The sequence below is a fragment of the Robinsoniella sp. genome (genome assembly GCF_034124845.1).
This window is the reverse complement of sequence record NZ_JAWYAJ010000222.1, coordinates 1-21,163: the sequence shown is the minus strand read 5'-3', so window position 1 is coordinate 21,163 and position 21,163 is coordinate 1. Positions and strand designations below refer to the sequence as shown.

7 protein-coding genes are annotated in these 21,163 nt (G+C 43.9%); 2 read left to right on the top strand and 5 right to left on the bottom strand.

Annotated elements, in window-relative coordinates; genetic code table 11:
• Window positions 1–345: 345 nt before the first annotated feature.
• From ACH2DQ_RS10540 to ACH2DQ_RS10520, 5 genes are all read right to left on the bottom strand, one after another.
• The gene (locus tag ACH2DQ_RS10540) at window positions 346–4,407 is read right to left on the bottom strand and encodes a family 43 glycosylhydrolase (RefSeq protein WP_394913840.1); all 4,062 of its coding nucleotides are present in this window, start codon (window positions 4,405–4,407) and stop codon (window positions 346–348) included.
• 139 nt (window positions 4,408–4,546) lie between these two features.
• Complete coding sequence (locus ACH2DQ_RS10535; RefSeq protein WP_394913841.1) at window positions 4,547–12,289, bottom strand: LamG-like jellyroll fold domain-containing protein; 7,743 nt, start codon at window positions 12,287–12,289, stop codon at window positions 4,547–4,549.
• A gap of 284 nt (window positions 12,290–12,573) precedes the next feature.
• Entirely contained in the window at window positions 12,574–13,974 is a 1,401-nt protein-coding gene (locus ACH2DQ_RS10530) for an RsmF rRNA methyltransferase first C-terminal domain-containing protein (RefSeq protein WP_395026681.1), read from the bottom strand.
• A 73-nt stretch (window positions 13,975–14,047) separates the two neighbouring features.
• Window positions 14,048–18,157 (bottom strand): FtsX-like permease family protein, encoded by a 4,110-nt coding sequence (locus ACH2DQ_RS10525; RefSeq protein ID WP_394913843.1) that lies wholly within the window; start codon window positions 18,155–18,157, stop codon window positions 14,048–14,050.
• Between the two features lie 7 nt (window positions 18,158–18,164).
• Window positions 18,165–18,884, bottom strand: a complete 720-nt coding sequence (locus ACH2DQ_RS10520) for an ABC transporter ATP-binding protein (protein WP_394913844.1) — start codon at window positions 18,882–18,884, stop codon at window positions 18,165–18,167.
• Between the two features lie 270 nt (window positions 18,885–19,154).
• On the opposite strand from ACH2DQ_RS10520, the gene ACH2DQ_RS10515 reads away from it, so the two are divergent.
• Together ACH2DQ_RS10515 and ACH2DQ_RS10510 are read left to right on the top strand one after the other, a co-directional pair.
• A complete protein-coding gene (locus tag ACH2DQ_RS10515) occupies window positions 19,155–20,471 on the top strand; it encodes a glutamine synthetase family protein (RefSeq protein WP_394913845.1) in 1,317 nt (438 codons plus the stop codon).
• 38 nt (window positions 20,472–20,509) lie between these two features.
• Entirely contained in the window at window positions 20,510–21,082 is a 573-nt protein-coding gene (locus ACH2DQ_RS10510; protein WP_394913846.1) for an ANTAR domain-containing response regulator, read from the top strand.
• The last annotated feature ends 81 nt before the right edge of the window (window positions 21,083–21,163 follow it).

Below are 21,163 nucleotides of genomic sequence, written 5' to 3'. Positions count from 1 at the left end.
AAACAAGGGGATACAGCGGTTCTTTACGTATTCAACTGTCAAAGACAGGATTATAGCATTGCATGTCCATAAAATCAAGTATTAATTTTCACAATTTACATTTTTTTCAACCTTTTTTCAACCCTTTTTTCAATTTTCTTTTGAATGCTGGAGATAAAAATTGATATTATGAAAACAGGCAGGATTAAAATACATTTCGGTTCTTTTAATCCTGCCATTTTTCATTGTGGAATTTCGTTATTGTGATATTATTTCCACTGTAGCAGGTCTAATTTCTATATGTTTCTGTATGGCTTAAATTTGGGTTTACTTATGAGTTATCTTTGCGTGTGATCCCCTGTAAGCTTACCCTACATGGATTGTAACATAAGTATTTTTTCCATTAAAGGTAGTTACCCTGATCTTAGCAGTTCCCTTTTTCTTTGCTGTAATTTTACCACTTGATGAAACAACAGCCACTGATTTCTTGTAAGATTTATATTTCAGTTTATAACTGGCTGTCTTTGAAGGGAATTTTACTTTTATCTTCCAGGTCTTTCCTTTCTTCAGGTTCTTTGTTTTTGGAGATATGGAAATAGTCTTAGGTGCTTTTTTCACAGTTACCTTACAATAACTCTTTTTACCGTTTGCGGTTTTTACGGTAATCGTAGACTTTCCTGCCTTTCTGCCTGTTATTTCCCCTTTTGATGTTACCTTTACTATGGATTTGTTGCTTGAACTCCAGGTAACTTTCTGAGATGCCTTTGCAGGGATTACCGTTGCTTTTAATTTTACTTTTTCTTTATAACCAATGGTGATATTTGTCTTGCTTAATTTTACCCTGGATGCTTTTGGCGTTTCCGATACAGGCGGTTTTGGTACCGGTGGTTTTGGAGGTGTCTGATTTTTCGTAAAGTTTGCTGTCAGCTTTTTGGATGCTGTTACGTTTCGGTCACTTCGCTTTGCAGTTTTAATGCCATCACTCCATCCGTCGAAAGTATAACCGGTATCAGCTACCGCTGTAACTTCTGCAGTAGATCCACCTTTTACAATGGTCTGTACCGCTGTTCCGCTGATTTTTCCGCCCGTTTGAGCCGCATACTCTACGGTTACTTTTTCTTCTGCTTTTTTGGTTACGGTTACCTTCAATGAAACGGTGCTGTATGCATCCAGTAATTCTTCTTCATAGGTCATTTTTAAAATAGGGGAACCGTCCGCTGCCCAATGTACTCGCTTCAGTCTGGCATGGCGGCAGGGATCGTTCAGGGGCTCCCCATTATAGGAACTGTTATTGCCACTATAATCAGAACCGCATTTCCGGTAATTGTGTGAGGTTGGTCTGGCATGGTATACAAAGATTGCATTGCCGTCCTGATCTACCGTAAAGGAGTTATGTCCGGGGCCTTCTTCCCCATTTACATCTCTGGATGTAAGCAGCGGATAAGGGTTTTTCGTCCAATTTGACGCATCCAGCAAATCTGATCCTCCCTTTGCACTGCACATACCAATTGCATATTCTGAACCGGTTCCAGATGCTGAGTAGCACATAAAAATATTGCCGTCTTTCTGCAGTACCGTTGCACCCTCATTTACACAGTAACGGATTCGTTCCCATCCGTAGTCGGAGCAGGTAATACGGGTTGGTTCAGAAGTCACAAGCCATGGCTGCTGTTCATCCACGCTTGCAATAAATAAGTCGGTACTGGAACCCTGGTAAGCTGCGGTAGGTTTACCTGCCCAGATGACATAGGACTGTCCGTTCACTTCATCCTTAAAATATGTCATATCCAGGCAGAAAGATCTGCTAAATGGATTGTCCGATACCTGGGAAGTTACACTCAGTTTATAATCTGTCCATTGGGATGACTGTCCGGATGACTGTAATGCAGTCTCATAAGGATCCTTGTCACCGGGAAGTACCAGTGCATGACAATAGATATCAAATACATTACTGCTGTGGCTTTCTGTAAAATAGATTACCCAGTTATCGCCCACTCTGTGTATTTCAGGTGCCCAGATGTAACGGTATCCTCTGGAAGCATAGTTTTCTCCGTCATAGAAGCCCTGGTTTCCAGCTTTCCAGACGGTAACCTGCGTACTTCTGTCCTGGAGGCCCTCCAGCGTTTTCGCACGTCTTAATACTACGCGGTCATACTGTTCCAGCTGGTCAGATCCATCAATCTGATCCCCGTCCTCGGGAAAATAGGAACCTGTCATATAATAATATCCACTCTGTTCGTCCCAGTAAATGCAGGGATCTGCCATACCCTCTACAAATTTTGTCTCATCGTAGTATACTGTTCCGGCTTCTTCATTATAGTTGTCCGGATCATCCGGATTTGCATTTTCGGGATCATCTTCCGGAAGACTGCTTCCATTTAATTCTTTTAATTTATTTATATACTGGGTCTGTACAACTTTACCGGTTATAGTATATTCTCCCGGCTGGGATAGATTGATGCCCTGGAGCGCTCCTTCCCAGTCAATACTGAATTCCTGGCGGGATCCGTCTGTATAAAGTGCATTTACACTTGGATACTGTTTTTCCAGCTCCTGTTCCGTCAGTCCCTGCTGTGCATCTACATTTAAGCCGGTGAGGGATTCCAGTCCATTATTCACAACGGTTCCCAGTTTATTTACAATATTCTGGTATTCTTCGGCTGTAAGGGATACCGCATTGCCAAGGGTTATCTGCTCGTCTGTGTCTAATATATTTTCTCCGTTGAGCAATAATGTAAAATTAGACCGTTTTAATGGAAGCGCACTTAATTCCGTTTCCGATACCATGATATCATCATAATAATTTACTCCATCCCGGGAGTTAAACAGGTGGATCCCCTTGGATGATGTTGCATCCGGAGCTGCTACGGTAAATCCTTCCTCCGTCTTAAAGATACGGGGATCGGTAATCTGAAGCGTACCACTGGTATTCTTGGAAAAAATCACGGCGCCTCCATTGTTCAGCACCTCAAAGTTTTTCCCATCTTTGCTGACAGCCATGTAGACACTGCGGGTTTCCTGGGCTACATTAGAAGCTGATGCATAAAAGTCTGTGGAAGTGGAATATACCGCTGCATAATATCCTTCCTGCAGTTCCCGGATGGATTCTACTCCCCTTACAGTAATTTCAAAAGATTCTGATTCCACACCGCTAACAATGGCAGTTACATGTGCCGTTCCTTCGGAAATTCCTTTTGCCGTTCCCTTTTCGTCTACCGTAAGCACCTCCGGTTTATCTGATACCCAGGTAACTGTTTTGTCTACATTTGTAGATGCCGGTTCCAGTGTAACGCCCAGACGGATGCTCTTATCCTCATCCACCGCATTTTTGCCGGTAATCGTTACCCGTTCCAGAGGAATCGGAACCATTGTTTCCTGATATAATTCGGCAATCTCTTCATCTGAAAGTGCTTTTCCATAGAAGGAAACATCATCCAGCATAGCACCGGCACATTTCCAGTAGGTCGCAAGGCTGGCACCCAGGCGCACATTGGTTGCAGATGGATTTTCTGCAAGACCGCCTGTCAGATCACTGATCATCTGCTCATATCTCTCGGTACCTGAGGTAATGGTATGTTGCTTTTTCACACCGTCGCTATAAAAAGTGATTCCGGATTCTGTTACCGTCATAGTAACCATCTTCCAGGCATCCTTCTGGTCTAATCCCAGGCTGGAAATTGAAAAATCCGTAAAATAGGTATTCTGATCTGTGGTGTTCCAGTAAACCATCATCTGATTTACCGCAAAGGTTCCTGCTCTTTTTCCGGTAGAGGGCGCCACTTCGAAATCTATGAGACATCGGTCCCCGCCTGCTTTTCCTGTGGTCTTCGTCCAGAAATTAAGGGTCAGACCGTTTTTTGTATCCCTCCCTGCAAATGGATTTCCAGGAAAAAGTGCATATCCCCGATTATTATAGTCTGCCTCATTTAATTGAAGCACCTGACCCCGGTACACGTCATTTACCAACGATGGTTTCTTTCCGCTTCCTACTGTTTCCAGGAGGAGTTTCTGATCTTCGCATTCAAGAGCTTTTCCATCGTTAGACAGCTTATAATCTTTAAAATCATAGGTACAAATTGAGGTAGAAGAAATTTCACCGGCCGTTTGATCATCTGCGGACTGTAACAGATTTCCAGACTGCTTCAAGTTGTCGGTCTGCTCCATCATTTCTTTCTCTGCATCCTGTACATTTTCCTCCTGAATGGCCGCTTCTGACTGTTCCGGCTCCTCCGTATTGTTCAGAACGTGAGCTTCCGTTTCCATAGTTTCTTCCGCAGATGCTCCCTTAACCGGCTCACGATCCTGCTGCTCTGCCTCTGACATTACCGTGACATTTTCACTGGCGAATGCAGTGCCTGACATGGGTGTCGCCGCCACAGCAGCTGCGGTCACTACTGCCAAAATCTTTTTCAACATTTTGTTTTTCATTAACCTTATCCTCCTTTTTCTATCTATAAAATGCTATTGCCTGATCCTGTTTGGACACTTTTTACAAGCTGTGCATCCAACAGAATCCACAGCCTTTACATCGGCTATGGATTCTGTCATCGCTGCTTTTACCTGTCTCTTATTTTTTTACTACCTGGATTTTTATTGTCTTATACTTTCCGTTAAATGCTTTTACTGTAATGGTTGCTGTTCCTTTTTTCTTGGCTGTAATCTTACCGCTGGAAGAAACAGCTGCAACGGATTTTCTGTTGGAAGAGTACCGGATCTTGTAGCTTGCCGTCTTGGATGGAAGGTTTACTTTTATCTGGAAACTCTTTCCTGCTTTTAATTTCTTTTTGTAAGTATTCAAAGAAATTTTACTTGGAGCTTTACGAACTGTTACCGTACACTTGTAAGTTTTCTTGTTCGCTGTTTTAACCGTTATCGTTGCTTTTCCTGTTTTCTTTCCTTCAATCTGACCCTTACTGTTTACTTTTACTACTGATTTCTTGCTGGAAGACCAGGTTACTTTCTGGGAAGCTCCTTTTGGATATACGGTAGCTTTTAAGGTTACTTTTTCTTTCAGCCCGATTGTTATTTTCTTTTTGTTAATCTTTACACTCTTTGCCACAGGTTTTGCCGGCTTTTCCGTAGATGGCTGTGATGGCTTTTCTGTGGATGGCTGTGATGGTTTTTCCGTAGATGGCTCGGACGGCTTTTCAGTCGGCGGCGTTTCTGTCTCCGGTTCATCGGTAGGCGGTGTTACCTGAGTTTTTTCAAAGTATGCCGTATATGTAACATCTTTTTCAGCCAGATCGGTACGTGCCGCCTGAGTGCTGCCGTCACTCCATTTACTGAATTCATATCCCGGATCAGCCACAGCTTCAACTTTGGTTCCCAGGGTTCCTTTTTCCAGTGTCTGAGAAGCGGTACCTGTAATTTTGCCATGTTCGCCTGCTATATAAGTAATGGTAAATTTCTCTGTTTCCGGTTTTGCCCCATACTTGTCCGCAACTTCTTTTGCTTCCATTGCGCGGTTGTATACTTCAATGTTATCAAAGTATCCTTTGAAATAATTGTCTCCACTATAAAATGACTTGCCCAGATAAGCAAACAGGTTAGTACCCAGCTCCGTCATCTTAACCGTGACTTTCTTTTCACCTAATAGCTTTCCATCTTTGTAGATTGTAATTTTTTCCGGTGTTACCACCATGGTAATATTCATCCACTTGCCTTTGATGGCAGATGTTGTTCCGCTTGCGGTTTGTTCCGAACCATAAGATCCGGTTGTCAGCGATACTCTGGACTGCGTATTCTGTGTTTTTAAGAAAAGATATCGGTTACTGTTCTTACCAATTCCAAATGTAAAGTAACTTCCGTCTACCATTTCCGCTTTTACATCCATGGAAATGGTCATCTTATTTCTGCCGTCAAAGAATCCCTGAGGCAGTTCTGCATAGGTTCCTTTGGTACCACTTAGATACAGGACGTTTCCTTTTTCCTGGTCCTCTACATAAGCGGCATTTCCATAGATCTTGCCGTCACGGCCTTTTCCGGAATCATCTTTTATAATATCGCTGCCGGTAACATCCTCAAAGCTGTATTTCAGTACTGCATTTTCTTCTTCCGGTTCCGTGTTTTCTGCTGCTTCATCGTTCCACTTTTTCTGAATAGCATCGTACTCCTGACGTGTCAGCGACATAACGGTACCATGGCGCATAGTGGACGGGAAGGAATACTTGCTGCTATCCAGTCTGGTAAACTCTCCGCTGCCAAGATCCGTTGTAATCATGGGGTAATATCCCACTCCCCCAAAGTCATCCAGAAGCAGGCACCACTTGTCCTCTCCATTGAATTTAAAACAGGTTCCGCCTTCTACATACCGCTGGTCTTTTAAAGAGGTTACTTCTGTCCAGCCGCCCAGTAAGGAGTCACTCTTTTCGACGATTGTATATTTTCCGTTGCCGCCCTTTACATCATGATCTTCTCCGGCTTCATTTTTGGAGAAACGGTAGTATACCTTCTTATCATTTTCCATGACGGAGATCACGGATGTGTCAATAACGCTGATTGCATTTCCTTCGGTATTCTCAAGCTCTATCCACAGCTCCGGTTCTGTAAAGCTGTAGAAGTCTCTGGTCTTGCTGTAGTACACTCTCTGTACCCCATAGTTATCTGCGCTGGTCTTGGATGCCCAGAATACGATATATTCTCCCGTCTTCTCATCATAAAAAGCTTCCGGTGCCCAGGTGCAGCCTGCATCATCCAATGCAACCTTTGCCATACGCTGATTGGACCAATTCACCATATCCGTTGATTCCCAAACCATTATGCTCTGGCTTCCGGAATTCTGTGCAGCTCCCCAGCCATTGCCGCCGTTAATCTTCAGATCGGTTGCAATCAGATAGAATTTGTCTCCTTCCGGTGAACGGATAATAAATGGATCACGAAGTCCTTTTTCTCCCAGTTCCGATTTGAGCACTGGTTCCCCATCATTCATATCCTTCCAGTGCAGACCGTCTTCACTGGTAGCAAAGTAGATCTGTTCACCTGTTGGAGATCCCTCGCCCTTAAAATAAGCAAATACATAAGCTTCAAAATCATCTTCTGTTATATTGGATTTTGCCTTTACGGTTACGGTAATTTCCTTTGTATCCTGTGCTTCTCCTTTGGAGATCACAGCCGTCAGAACGACGTTTTTATCTTTTTCCCCCCTGGTAACCACACCTGCCGGGGTATTGTCATAGTTTTCATTTACTGTTTCTTTTGCACTGACTGTCTGCTCATCCGAACTTGTCCAGCTGATTTTGGTGCCATCCTTTTCTGTCGGCAGCGTAACATTGCCAAGTACCGCATCCGCATTTGGAATGGTCAGAGATTCTTTTACTTCTGCTACAATCTCAGCATCCGTTTTCTGGTATTTTGCATCTTCCTGCTCATATCTTTCTTTTATCTGCTTTCCGGACAATATCGATTCCACGAATTTTACTTCCCGGATTCCGCCCTGGAAATCTTTATAGGAATCGTTATTTCCGGTTCCAATATAAGCATAGGTAAGTGTTCCCAGACTGGAGATGGATGCAGGTGTCGTTGCCGTACATAACAATTCTCCATTCATGTAGTACTTCAGTGTTGTTGCAGGTGTTCCATCTGCACCGGTTACATCCCGGATTGTCATAGCAATCTGATACCAGGATCCAAGAGGTGATTTTTGATTTCCCGGCGTATCCCCCAGAATACTGGTGCTATCTTTGTCTCCCCATGCCCCTCCGGCTTCTTTGCCGTTTAGCATAAATGTTGTTCTGGCACTTGCCCAGTTCAGCGTTGAGAACGCATATCCGTTTTTCTCATCGCTTCCAAAAGCAAATACAGTAGAGCGGTCATTGGAGTTCGTATTGGTTACATCATTACGAACCCATGCCGTAACGGTTAATTCTTTTGCATCCTGCAGTTTTGTAAGAATGCCGTCATCCAGCTTCACATAGTTTTTACCTGCAGTTGCCGTTCCAGCCGGGAATACAATACCCCCTTTATCTTTAACAGCAAATTCAGCCTCGCCTGTGAGCGTACCGTCAAATCCATTTTCTGTACTGTCTTTTAAATCATTGGTCAGCGGATAATATGCAAATGGTTCTGTTACTGCTGCATCTTCGTCATCCTCAGCTTCTGGTTTCCCGTATGCCTTCATGACTGCATCATACTCTTTCTGGGTCAGATTCAGGATGGTTCCATGGCGTTTTTTCAGGGTATCAAAAGAATACTCATCCGACGCTAATTTCTTCCATGCCTTTCCGGTTGTATCACTTAAATCGGAAGTGATGACCGGAAGATATCCCTTTCCTTCTGCAAACTGGTCAGTATACAAGCCAAAGGTTGTGCCGTCATTAAATTTAAACAGCTCAGGACCTTCCAGTTTTCTGCCGGTCATATCTCCGCCTAAACCAAGGCTGTTCAGATTCGTTACAACTTCCCAGTTACCAAAGATTGAAGTACTTCTTTCCAGTGTGATCTGTCCGTCTGCAGATGCACGGTAATAATAACCGTCATTGCCTTTAATCATGGTGGTATCAATAATGGACTGACCTGCGCCACGTGTGATATATTCTTCTGCTTCCGTGAACGTGACAAAGTCTCTGGTCTTCGCATAATAAATCTGAAGAACGCCGTCCCCGATGTCATCTGTCATATCATTGGTTGCCCAGTATACTACATATTCGCCTGTTGTCTCGTCATAAATGGCTTCCGGTGCCCATGCACATCCTCCTGTTGGAGAAGATACGGTGACTGCACGTGGTTCTGACCAGTTTACCAGGTCGGTAGATTCCCAGATAATTAAATCCCGGCTTCCGGTGGTAGTAGCCATTGCTGCGCCCCAGCCTCCTCGGTGGTAAATACTTAAATCCGTTGCCAGCATGTAGAACCTGTCTCCTTCTGCGGAACGCATTATAAACGGATCACGGACTCCCTTTTCACCTACTGTACTTGTTAATATCGGTTTACAGTCATTTAAATCCTTATAGAAATATCCATCCTTGCTGGATGCAAAATAAATCTGCTCATCGGAATCTTTGCCCTCTGTTCCGGTAAAACTGCCAAACAAATATGCCACATAGGGATCCTGCTCCACAGATTTTTTTACAGTCAGCTCGAATGTTTTGCTATCCGTCTCGTTACCGCTTGTGATCTGTGCTGTCAGTGTAACCTTCTGGTCTTCGCCCCCTCTGGTAACTACACCGGCAGGCGTAACGGTATCGCCCTGGCTCTGTTCTTTCGAAGTAATTACATCTTCCATGCTGCTGCTCCATGTAATCACCGCACCTTCCAGCTCATCCTGAAGTGTAATATTGCCGCGTACATCGTCTGCATTTGGAATATTCAATGCTTCTTTGGCTGCCGCTACTTTTGCGCTGTCGTCCCGGCTGGCTGTTCCTGAGATCTGTTCCTCTGTCAGTGCCTTATCATAGATTTTAAAGTCTGCTACTTTTGCTTTCAAACCAGGATCTGCTGACCAGAGAGAACGTCCGATATAACCCATGATGTTATTTTCTGTTCCATTTTCCAGTATTTCCTTTACACTGGTATCAAATTTAAAAGTTGTGATAATTGCTCCATCCAGATAATAGGACAGGACTTTATCCTTATAAGCAATCGTAATTGTTCCATAGGAGCCGTCTTTTGGAAGACTATGGCAGCCGCCAAAGATCCGTTCCTCTGTTTCTCCTTTGATTCCTCCCCTAACATAACCATTACTATAGCAGGGATCTACATAGAGATAATTGTTGCCGGTTCCTTTTACCTTAGAACCAAGGCACCAGAGCCAGTGATATGCACCACTTAAAGAACTGACTGTCGTCTCAATGGTAAATTCCTCATCCATGACACCTTCCATCATGGGAAGCTCTATGTACTGGCTTTTATTACCTGTAAAGTTCAGCGCCGGAACGTCTTCCACTACCAGAATATTTTCCTGTGTCATGCCAACTGCATTTGCATCATTTCCAAGCCCGCTGACGTCCTTCAGCTTCCCGTCTTCGATTACACTCATATCGTACTGCACCAGTAAACCGCCGTCTTCCACTACATCCGGTGCAACAGGCTTAACTGGTTCCGGATTTTTAATTGTGGTATGTTCTTTGATATATTCGGAGGATTTTGCCGTATTGTAAATCTTGACATTATCAATGAGTCCCTGATAATATTCTCCGCTGCCCCAGTTCGCCTTACCGATCTGAATAATTCCGCCGCTTTCGCCCAGGATATCGCTCAGCTTATAAGTACTGGTCTGATCTCCCACTTTTTCTCCATTTACATAGAGGGTAGAAGTACTTTCTGTAACAACCAGATCCACATGCTTCCATTGGTCGGATGATCCGGCGGAAATATTATTTCCAGGTCTCTTTCCGGTATTGTTATAACGCTCTACCGTAAGACCTGAAGCTTTATCCATAATTCCAAGATATCGTTCATTTGCAGGCGTTCCTACCTGGGCATTCAGGTTTGGTGCTGCATAAAATGCCCATCCGTTTCCGCCGCCGGATGCTTTACTGTCATAGGATATAGTAATCTCATCCAGTCCTTTTAAGAGAGGTGTTTCATCCTCTTTTGCAATGCTGAACCAGTTGGCACTGCTTATGGACATTGCCTTCCCGGCATTATCATAGCTGTCTTCCAGTATCGGAGTTCCATTTACCGTCGCTTTCGCTCCTGCTCCTGCAAATCCGTTTTCTTCGTCATCAAAGGTAAAGGCGGCAATTAGATTCTCATCTGCTATCTCCTCATCCTTTTCAAACATGGCAGTTACTTCAAAACTTTCGGTTACATTTTCGTCTTTTCTCACCGCGTCGGTAATGCCATCACTCCACTGTTTAAAATGGTATCCCTCGTCTGCAACGGCCTCCACACCGGACGTGCTGCCGCCTCTTGGGATCTTCTCTTCTGTCACTCCCTGAAGAGTACCATTGCTGCCCGCCTTGTAAATAACCGTTACCTGGTCCTTGATCTCGTCTTCGGTTCTGGCATAATTGTAAATCTGGATATTATCGATCTGACCTCCGAAGTATTCTCCGCTGCCCCAGTTTGCTTTTCCAACCTGTAGTACTCCGCCATCTGCTCCTAATATATCGGATAGCTTATAGGAGCTGGTATTTTCACTTTTAACACCATCCACGTAGAGGGTCGTGGTATTTTCCTGAATAACCAGATCCACATGCTTCCACTCTGCTGAAGAGGTGCCCAGAACGTCATTGCCCGGTCTGGTTCCTTCATTATAAAAACGTTCGATCTTCATGCTGTCCGTTTTATCAATAACACCAAGATACTTTTCATAGTTTGGAGTCTGCGCATCCCCGCTTTGAGCGGCGAATACAGCCCATCCGTTTCCGGTTGTCCCAGCCTTGCTGTCATAGGAAATGGTAACCTCCTCCAGTCCCTTTAACAGGGAGGTATCATCTTCCTGTGTAATACTCAGCCAGCTTCGGCTTCTGCCTCCATCCAGACTCAGTGCCATATCCTGTGATTCACTTCCATGATCTGTAAACAGTGCTCCTGCTGCAGAAGCCTCACCCCCGGTAAATCCGGTTTCATAGTCATCAAATGTGAAATCTGCTAAAAGTCCCACATCGGCTGCTTTGGAAGTATCTGCAATCTGTTCCTCTGTCAGCGCACCATCATAGATTTTAAAGTTATCCAGCAGTCCACTGTAGTATTCCCCTTTTTCCCAGTTGCCTTTTCCAATCTGTATCACTCCGCCTTCTGTTCCCAATATATCAGAAAGCTTGTAGGTACTCACCTGCCTTGCGGTTTCCACACCATTTACATAGAGTATGGTTTCCGTCTCCGTTACCACCAGGTCAATATGCTTCCAATCAGAGGAAGATGCTGAAGACATATTATTACCCGGTCTCTTGCCGTTATTATTATAACGTTCCACTCCAAGGCCTGTCTGTTTGTCCATTATGCCCAGATAATGTTCCTGCTGGTATTTTTGCTCATTAGTATTCGGTGCAGCAAAAAAAGCCCAGCCCCTGTTTGCCGAATCCGCATCGTCCAAGCTGTCATAGGAAATGGTAATATTCTCTTTCCCTGCCAGTAAAGGGGTTCCGTCTTGTTTGGTTACATTCAGCCAGTCTTTGGTTGATGAAGCAAGTCTTAACGCTCTTCCCCCGTTTTCCATATCAACCAGTGAATAATCCCGCATAAGAACTGCCGTGGCTCCTTCTCCTGATAAGGGCGCCTCACCATCGAAGGTGAAATTGGCAATCATCTTCTTTTCCGTACTGTCCGGCATTTCTTCAGCCATTACATTTACGGGAATACTGGTAACAACCATCGCAGCGGCCAGTGAAGCCGCTACCATTTGTTTCGCATACAACTTTTTCCTCATAAAACCTGTCTCCTTTTCTGCTAGTGCCAACTGGCGAATTACGCCGGTCGGCACTAAATTTGATTATCTGCAGCTATAAAGATATTGTAACAAATTTGTCTTTTTCTTGAGTTTAATAATTTTTGCATTGATTACGATATTATTGGATATTTTGTGGGAATTTTGATTAAAAAGATGTTTTTTTACGATTTTTGTATTATATTTTATGATTCCAAATCACAGCCGAAAGAGGCAAAAAAAAGGCACTGCGCGGCTCTTAACCATACAGTACCTTTCCTGTTACTTTACTTCATCCTCCATCCCGGATGATATTTATTTTTCAGAGTCCCATTAACCAGTTTGCCCCACCCCAGGGGAAATCCGCTGATACAGACCAACTGCCAACCTTTGCTGTGCTTCACTTGCAGATCATCCACGTAAATGGTCTCCCCCCGCAGATATTTTCCTACCCGGCTGTCTGACCAGTTTAAATTCACGCAGGAAACATACTGCCCTTTCCCCAGCGCCATAGCAAAAGATTGGCTGGGTTCAAAGCGGTCTTTCTTCAGTTCCCCAAGGTAAAGTCCGTTCCTCAGGAATGTCAGGCCTTTCCGTTCTCCCAGTAATTTCGGCACATAATATACCTGGCCTTTTCGGACCTCAACATCATTCATATCCATATCCATTGAGATATCTTTCAGAAAATCATCCAGAATCATGAGGTCTGCCTTCGCTATTTTTAACTTTACGCCGGGCGTTTTCACGTGCTCCCTGTCTGTATCTGTTCCAGTTGGTTTTCCTTTGCTTAAGAGCGCAATAAAATGACCTTCTCCTGACATTTTATGCGGCCATATCCGGATACATTTTCTAAGATCAGGATGTCCCCCATCCTTCACCAAATCCGGACGCCCTTCTGAAAAACCTTCATATCCCGGCATCTCCCGGATCTCAAACTCCGGGGAGACAGACAGAAGATACTGAATCACTTCTTCGTTTTCTTCCGGAGAAAAGGTGCAGGTAGAATACAGAAGCTGGCCTCCCGGACGAAGCATCTTTGCAGCCTGCATAATGATTACTTTCTGCTGTTTTGCGCAGAGCAGCGGTTTCTCTTTATCCCAAACTTTTGCCACTGCCGGATCCTTACGGAACATTCCTTCACCGGAACAGGGGGCATCCACCAGGATTTTGTCAAAGAACTCCTCAAACTGCCCTGACAGCTTTCCTGGTATTTCATTTGTGATAAAAGAATTTGGAATCCCAAATACCTCCACATTTTTCAATAGTGCTTTTGCCCTCGACGCACTGATATCATTGGCAACCAAAAGCCCTTCTCCTCTGAGCTTTGCCCCCAGTTCAGTGGCTTTTCCCCCAGGCGCCGCACACAGATCCAGCACTTTTTCTCCCGGCAGAACTTGGAGCCTTGATGCTGGAGTCATAGCACTTGGCTCCTGCAGATAATACATGCCTGCATAATAAAATGGATGTCTTGCCGGTGCGTCCTGCTCCTCATAATAATATCCGTTTTCCACCCAGGGAATCTGTGTCAGATGAAAGGGCGCAATCCGCTCAAATTCTTCGGCAGAGAGTTTTGCTGTATTGACGCGCAGTCCAAAATTACGGGGTGCCTCATAACTTTTCATAAAATCATCAAACTCGTCTCCAAGTATTGTTTTCATTTTCTCTATAAACGCTTTCGGTAAATTCATAAATATCCTCTGTTTCTGTCTTTTTCATTTTTAACCCCTGCATACCGCTGACGGGTCTTAGGTACTGCAAACTTTATTCCACACTCTTCAACGATTCCACCATATCAATTTTCTTTAATTTGAAATACATAACAACATTTACAATCAGGGAAAATCCACAGGTGAATAAAATGGAATATATAAAACTCGGCCAGTTGATATTCCTTCCAAACATACAGGCATCAACTTCAACCGTCACGATAACAAACCTGTGCAGCACGATCCCCAATACAATTCCCACCAGAACACCAAATCCCGTAAGTAATATATTTTCCCGGTACACATAAGCACAGACTTCATTATCATAAAATCCCAGTACCTTGATGGTTGCCAGCTCCCGCTTTCGTTCATTGATGTTAATATTGTTCAGATTATAGAGTACCACAAATGCCAGCATGCCGGCAGATACAATTAATACTACAATAACTACATCCAGGGAACTCAGCATATCATCCAGCTGCTTCATTACGCTGGAGGTATAGCTGACAGAAAGAGCTGCCTCATTACTTAAGATACTCTGCCCCACGTCTTCCACATGATCTTTGGCATCAGGAACTGCCTTGAATAAAATACTATTATAGTCCGCACCTTTTCCGGTTACTTTTTCATAAAGTGTCGGAGACATATAAATATAGTGTGCCAGATAATTTTCACATATATCCGCAATCGGTGCTTTTATCGTGGTACCGTCCTCATTATGAAGTTCTATGGTATCCCCTTTGGACACCCCCATCATATTTGCTGTTTTCTCCGTTACGATTACACCGTCGTCACCGAATTCAACTTGCTGTTTTGTCCTCCTGTCTCTGAATTTCACAAAGGTGTCAAAGCCCTCCATCTCTTTCGGTACAAGAAGATAAACACTCAGGTCTTTCTTGCCGACCTTTACCGACATCTTCTGCATCATGGAATCGACGGAAGCATCAATCTGACTATCCGTATCCATATAGCGCTCAAGGTCATTGCGTTTCTCATCCGAAGCGTCCTCATCGACTAATACGGTTCCGTCATATAACTGTATTTCCTGATACTGCAATACTGCGATATTCCGTATAGAATCTCTGATACCATATCCAACCAGCAGCAATGCCATACATCCGCCAATTCCAAATATGGTCATAAAAAACCGTTTCTTATAACGGAACAAATTGCGGATAGTAGACTTCCAGGTAAAACTCAGATGCTTCCAGATAAAAGTTACCCGCTCCAGCAGAACTCGTTTTCCCTCTTTCGGCGCAGGAGGACGCATTAATTTTGCCGGAGTCTCCGCAAGCTCTTTGTAACATGCAGCAAATGTAGCAATCATCGTACAGCACACCGCCGCAAAGGTAGCAATCCCCGCAAACTTCAGATTATACGGAAGTTCCACATTCGGCATATGATGATACATGATTCCATAGGCATGAATGATAATATAGGGCAAGATTTTCTCTCCTGCCAGAACTCCCAGAATACTGCCTCCGATCGTGGCAAGCAGTGCATAGTTCAAATACTTGGAGGCAATGGAAAACTTACCGTATCCCAATGCCTTTAAAGTACCGATCTGAGTTCGTTCTTCTTCTACCATTCTCGTCATCGTTGTAAGACTGATCAGCGCCGCTACCAGGAAAAATAATACCGGGAATACTTCTCCAATGTTTTTAATACGATCGGCGTTTTCTCCATAACCTGTATTTTCCGGCAGGGAACTTCGATCATTTACAAGCCATTCCGGTTCTTTCAGATCATTAATTTCTTTCTCGGCGTCTGCGATCTTCGCCTCTCCATCGGAAATTTCTGTTTTGGCCTCCTTCTTTCCCTTTTTGTATTCCTTTTTGCCATCTAATAATTTCTGTTCATTCTCAGTAATTTCTTTTTCACCCTCAGTGATTTCCTTCTCGGCATCCGATAACTTGGCATAACCGTCTGCTATCTGCTTTTGACCGTCTTCCGTCTTTTGTACGGCACTGTTCAGCTCTGATTCCTTGGAAGCCAGTTCACTTTTTGCGGAAGCCAGTTGTGCCTCTCCCTGGGTAAGCTGATTTTTGCCTTCCTGGAGCTCCTTTTCTTTTTGTGCCAGCAGTGCACTCTGGCTGTCCAGGGTCTTCTTCCCCTCATTTAATACCTTCGTCTGTTTATCCAGTTCTGCCTTGGCACTCGCAAGCTGAGGTTCCTTTTCGTCTATCTCTTTTTTAGCAGCTGCCAGTTTCTTCTGGCTGGCAGCTATTTCTTTTTTCGCTGCTGCCAGCTTTGTTTCATTAACATCAATCTGAGACTTAGCCGTTTTCAGTGCGGCTTCATTTTTATCAATCTCCGCTTTTCCGGCCTGTAACCCTGCTTCACTTTTAGACAGTTCCGCCTGTGCCGCATTGATTTTCTGCTGTCCGGCCTCAATCTGCTGCTTCACAGGAGCAAGTGCTGCTTCCATCTCCGCTGCTTTCTGCTGTTCTACAGCCAGTGCCCCCTGAGCACGGTCCAGCTCCGCTTTTTTCTGGGCAAGAAGTGGCTCGGTCTGTGCAATCTGCCCCTTCAGCTGTTCTGCCATAGCAATTTGATCCTGGGTGGCAGTTCCGGCATCAATTGCCGCCTGCAGCTGTGCCAGTGTCGCTTTTGCCTGGTTTAGCTCTGCCATCTTGCCTTCATACTCTGCTGTTGCTGCTGCCAGCTCCGCCTGCTTTGTGGCAATCAGGCTTTTCGCCGCTTCCAGTGCTGCAGCATTTTTATCATATTCTGCTTTGCTGATATCGAACTTATTTTTTTCAACCTGAAAATCTGCCTTGGCCTGCTGTAAAACTGCAGCATTTTTTTCATATTCGGTTTTTGCGGCAGCAAGCTGGGCAGTTCCGGTTTCATACTGCTTTTTAGCCGCCTCCAGTTGGGTAATTCCATCCTTATACTGTTTATTTGCCTGATCCAGCTGGGCTTTGCCTGATTGATACTGCTTTTTTCCCTGATCCAGCTGCTTCTTGCCGGCTTCATACTGTTTATTAGCCGCCTCCAGCTGCTTTTTGCCGGACTCATAGTCACTCTGCGCCTTACTGATCTGGGTTTTACCCGATGCAATTGCTGTTTCTCCATCCTTTATCTGTTTGGATGCTTCCGGATATTTTGCCTGAAACTCAGCTTCCTTAGAAGCAAGGGTATCTTTTCCATCTTTTAACTGTGTCTTAGCCGAATCCAATTGTTTCTTAGCTGAGTCCAGTTCTTTTTGTTTCTCGTTCAGTGTACCTTTATTTTCCTCAACTTCTTTTCTGGCATCAGCAAGCTTTTGCTTCCCATCCTCCAGTTCCTTCTCTCCGTCCTTCAGTTCCTTTCTGGCATCGGCAAGCTTTTCCTCAGCCTCCTGCTTTCCGTCCTCCAGTTCTTTTTTTGCATCCGCAAGCTTAAGATCCGCTTCATCCTTTACTTCTGCATACCGCCTGGAGCATTGAACTGATTCTATGCCTTTCACATTCTTCGTGACATCCTCAATCAGGCGGTCATATTCTTCCGTATATGAAGTCAGATCTTTGGAGCCTTCTGCTTCCACATAAGCAAATGTGTATGCTGCCTGGTCAAATTCTTCGGGCACCACATATCCATATCCCGAGACCTCACCGGTTCCCAGTGTTGTGTTGCCTTTACTAAAGGAAATATAGGAAGGACTGTTACCAGTTCCTACAATTTTAAATTCTTTGTTTCTTAATACCCTGTCACTGTCCTTACTCTCTTCAAACTGTATGGTGTCCCCAACCTTATAACCGTTGGCAGTTAAAAATTCTTCGTCCACCAAGCATTCACCAGCAGTTTCCGGCAGCCTTCCCTCAGAAACCGCCACCTTATTTAAAGTCGGCAGAAGGGACTCCATATGAAGTACTTTCTCATCTTTTCCGCTGCCGCATAATACGTCCGTCATATAGCCCGATTCTGCCTTGCTGACTCCTTCCACTGACAAAAGAGCCTGGATGTCCTTATCGGTCAACCCCAGTGTACCGATTACTTTAAGATCCATCAGATTATTCTCATCAAAATAAGCATCACCGGAAAGGCGCATATCCGGTGCTGCCGATTGAATTCCAGAATAAAATGCCACTCCCATGGCTACAATAAAAAAGATCGATATAAACCGATTGAAACTCTTTTTTATCTCCATAAAAAAATCTTTATGTAACGCTTTTTTCTTCATATGCCCACTACCATTCAATTAGTTCTACCGATATCGGTTCATTGTTCATTCTCATACTGGATACTTTTCCATTTTTAATTTTAATTACCCGGTCCGCCATTGGTGCCAGTGCTGAATTATGGGTAATGACGATCACTGTCATACCTTTTTCCCTGCACATATCCTGCAGCAGTTTCAATATGGACTTTCCTGTCTGATAGTCAAGTGCTCCGGTAGGCTCATCACACAACAACAGCTTTGGATTTTTAGCCAAAGCTCTGGCAATGGACACCCTTTGCTGCTCCCCGCCGGATAACTGCGCCGGAAAATTGTTCAGTCGTTTTCCAAGCCCTACTTCATCCAGTACATCTCTAGCCTTCAGCGGATTCTTACATATCTGAAGTGCCAGTTCTACATTCTCCAGAGCCGTCAAATTGGGAACCAGATTGTAAAACTGAAATACAAAACCTATATCATCTCTGCGGTAGCCGGTTAATTTTCTGGGATTATACTCCGCTATATTCTCACCGTCCACCCATACTTTTCCCTTAGTGGCAGTATCCATACCTCCTAAAATATTTAATACCGTTGTTTTTCCAGCACCGCTTGGTCCTACCACTACAACAAATTCACCTTTTGTAATTTGAAAATCTATGCCATCCACAGCATGTATATCCACTTCACCCACGTGGTATGTTTTGGTAACACCGGACAGTTCAACGAAATTCTCAAGACTTCTCTCTGACATTTGAACTCCTCTTTACTATTATTCTTATGCAGCAGTATTCTGCATGTTTTTTATATTTTATCACATTGGGTTTGAAAAAACACTGTTTTTACTTATTAAAAAAGAATAAAGAAGATGGGGCACCATTGACAAGAAAATCAAATTAGTGTATCCTTTTAATGAACAAAGGCGTTCATCGTACAGGGCTTGAATCTAATTCGAACCTTGTACGATGAGCGCTGTTTTTTAATAGTCCTTTCGTAAGTAAATAAAAACCAGGAGGAAATAATTATGGATCATACAATACAAGAAGTTTTAGAATTTGTCCGGGATAATGACGTAAAATTTATCAGACTGGCTTTCTGTGATTTGTTTGGCACCCAAAAGAATATATCGATTATGCCGGATCAGCTGGAACGGGCTTTTCGTGAAGGAATTTCCTTTGACGGATCAAACATCCGGGGATTCTGCGGTGTTGAAAAATCTGACTTGTTTCTGATCCCGGATGCCGCCACATTAAGCATACTTCCATGGCGTCCTCAGCAGGGACGCGTAGTTCGATTCTATTGCAGCATTCAAAACCCGGATGGAACTCCTTACGTCTGCGATACCAGGCATATCCTGAAAACTGCAATCAAACGCTGCGAATCCATGGGCTATCTGCCAAAAGCCGGAACCGAGTGTGAATTTTATCTTTTTAAAACAGACGAAGATGGCACCCCTGTTTTTGAAACCCACGACGAAGCAGGTTATTTTGATATTGCTCCTCTTGATAAAGGTGAAAATGTACGTCGGGAGATCTGCCTTTGTCTGGAAGAAATGGGGATAGCGCCGGAATCATCCCATCACGAAAGCGGCCCCGGACAAAATGAAATTGATTTTAAATACTGCGACTTTTTGGGAACTGCCGATAATTTACTGACATTTAAATCAGTCGTGAAAGCTATTGCCGCCAGAAATGGTCTCTATGCTTCCTTTATGCCAAAACCTATTTCATTTGAAAGCGGAAGCGGACTGCATATTAATTTATCACTCTCACAAAATGGCAAGAATATTTTTCTCAGTGGTGAACAACATAATCCTGTAGCAGAAAGCTTTATGGCAGGCATTATGGAACATGCTGCAGAAATGACTGCTTTTTTAAATCCGATTCAGAATTCTTACGAACGCTTTGGAACATTTGAAGCCCCCAGATACGTATCCTGGTCTCATCAAAACCGTTCCCAGCTTGTACGTATTCCAGCCCAGACAGGAGAAAAAGCAAGAATGGAGCTTCGTTCACCGGATCCTTCTCTGAATCCATACCTGGCATTTGCCATTCTGCTCCATGCAGGACTTGATGGAATACAACGCAATTCCGTACTGTCAGAGGCTTTAGATGTGAACCTTTATACAGCTGATACCTCGGTTATAAGTAACCTAACCGCTCTTCCCGGTTCTTTGGAAGAGGCAGTCCGCATAGCATCTAATAGTAGTTTTATCCACAACACCTTAGATCCTGCGCTATTAGAAAAATATTTTATGATTAAAAAAGAAGAAATACTTGCTTTTGATAAAACCGCGAACAAAGAGGATTTTTATAAACAGGTCTACTTTAAGCTCATATAAGATACTGGTAATCTAAAAATAAGAAAGGCGGCGATGATATGGACAGCGTTTTAATTATATCCCCCACTGAAAAAAGTATCGCAGTTTTCCGGGATATGCTTTCTCAAAGTTCCTGCCGTGAACTTGTCACTGTAGCGAACTGCGGTGAAGCCAGACGCTTATTAATCGAGCGCAATTTTGATCTGTGTATTATAAATTCTCCACTGCGGGATGAAACCGGTGTCAGCCTGGCTAGAAATATCGCCACGGACGGATCCACTCAGGTTATTCTGATCGTGAAAACCGAATTATATGATGACGTTTCCATGAAAGTCGAAGAATACGGTGTGTTCACAATCGCCAAACCAATCAGCAAGGTGCTGTTCTGGAGCGCTCTTAAGTTGTGCCAGGCATCCCATAACCGCATGTCTGTGATGCGCAATGAAAATAAACAGCTGCTGCAGAAAATTGAAGATATCCGCATAGTGGACCGGGCAAAGTGTATCCTGATTGAATACCTGAATATGTCGGAATCAGAAGCACATAAATACATTGAAAAACAGGCAATGGATACAAGGGTAACCAGAAGAATAATCGCTGACCGTATCTTAAAATCCTATGAGAATAGCTGATCATGCTGATCATGAAAGCAAATATTTAAAAACCTCGCTGCTCGCGGGAATAAATCACGGTGATAAGTTCAGCTATACCAG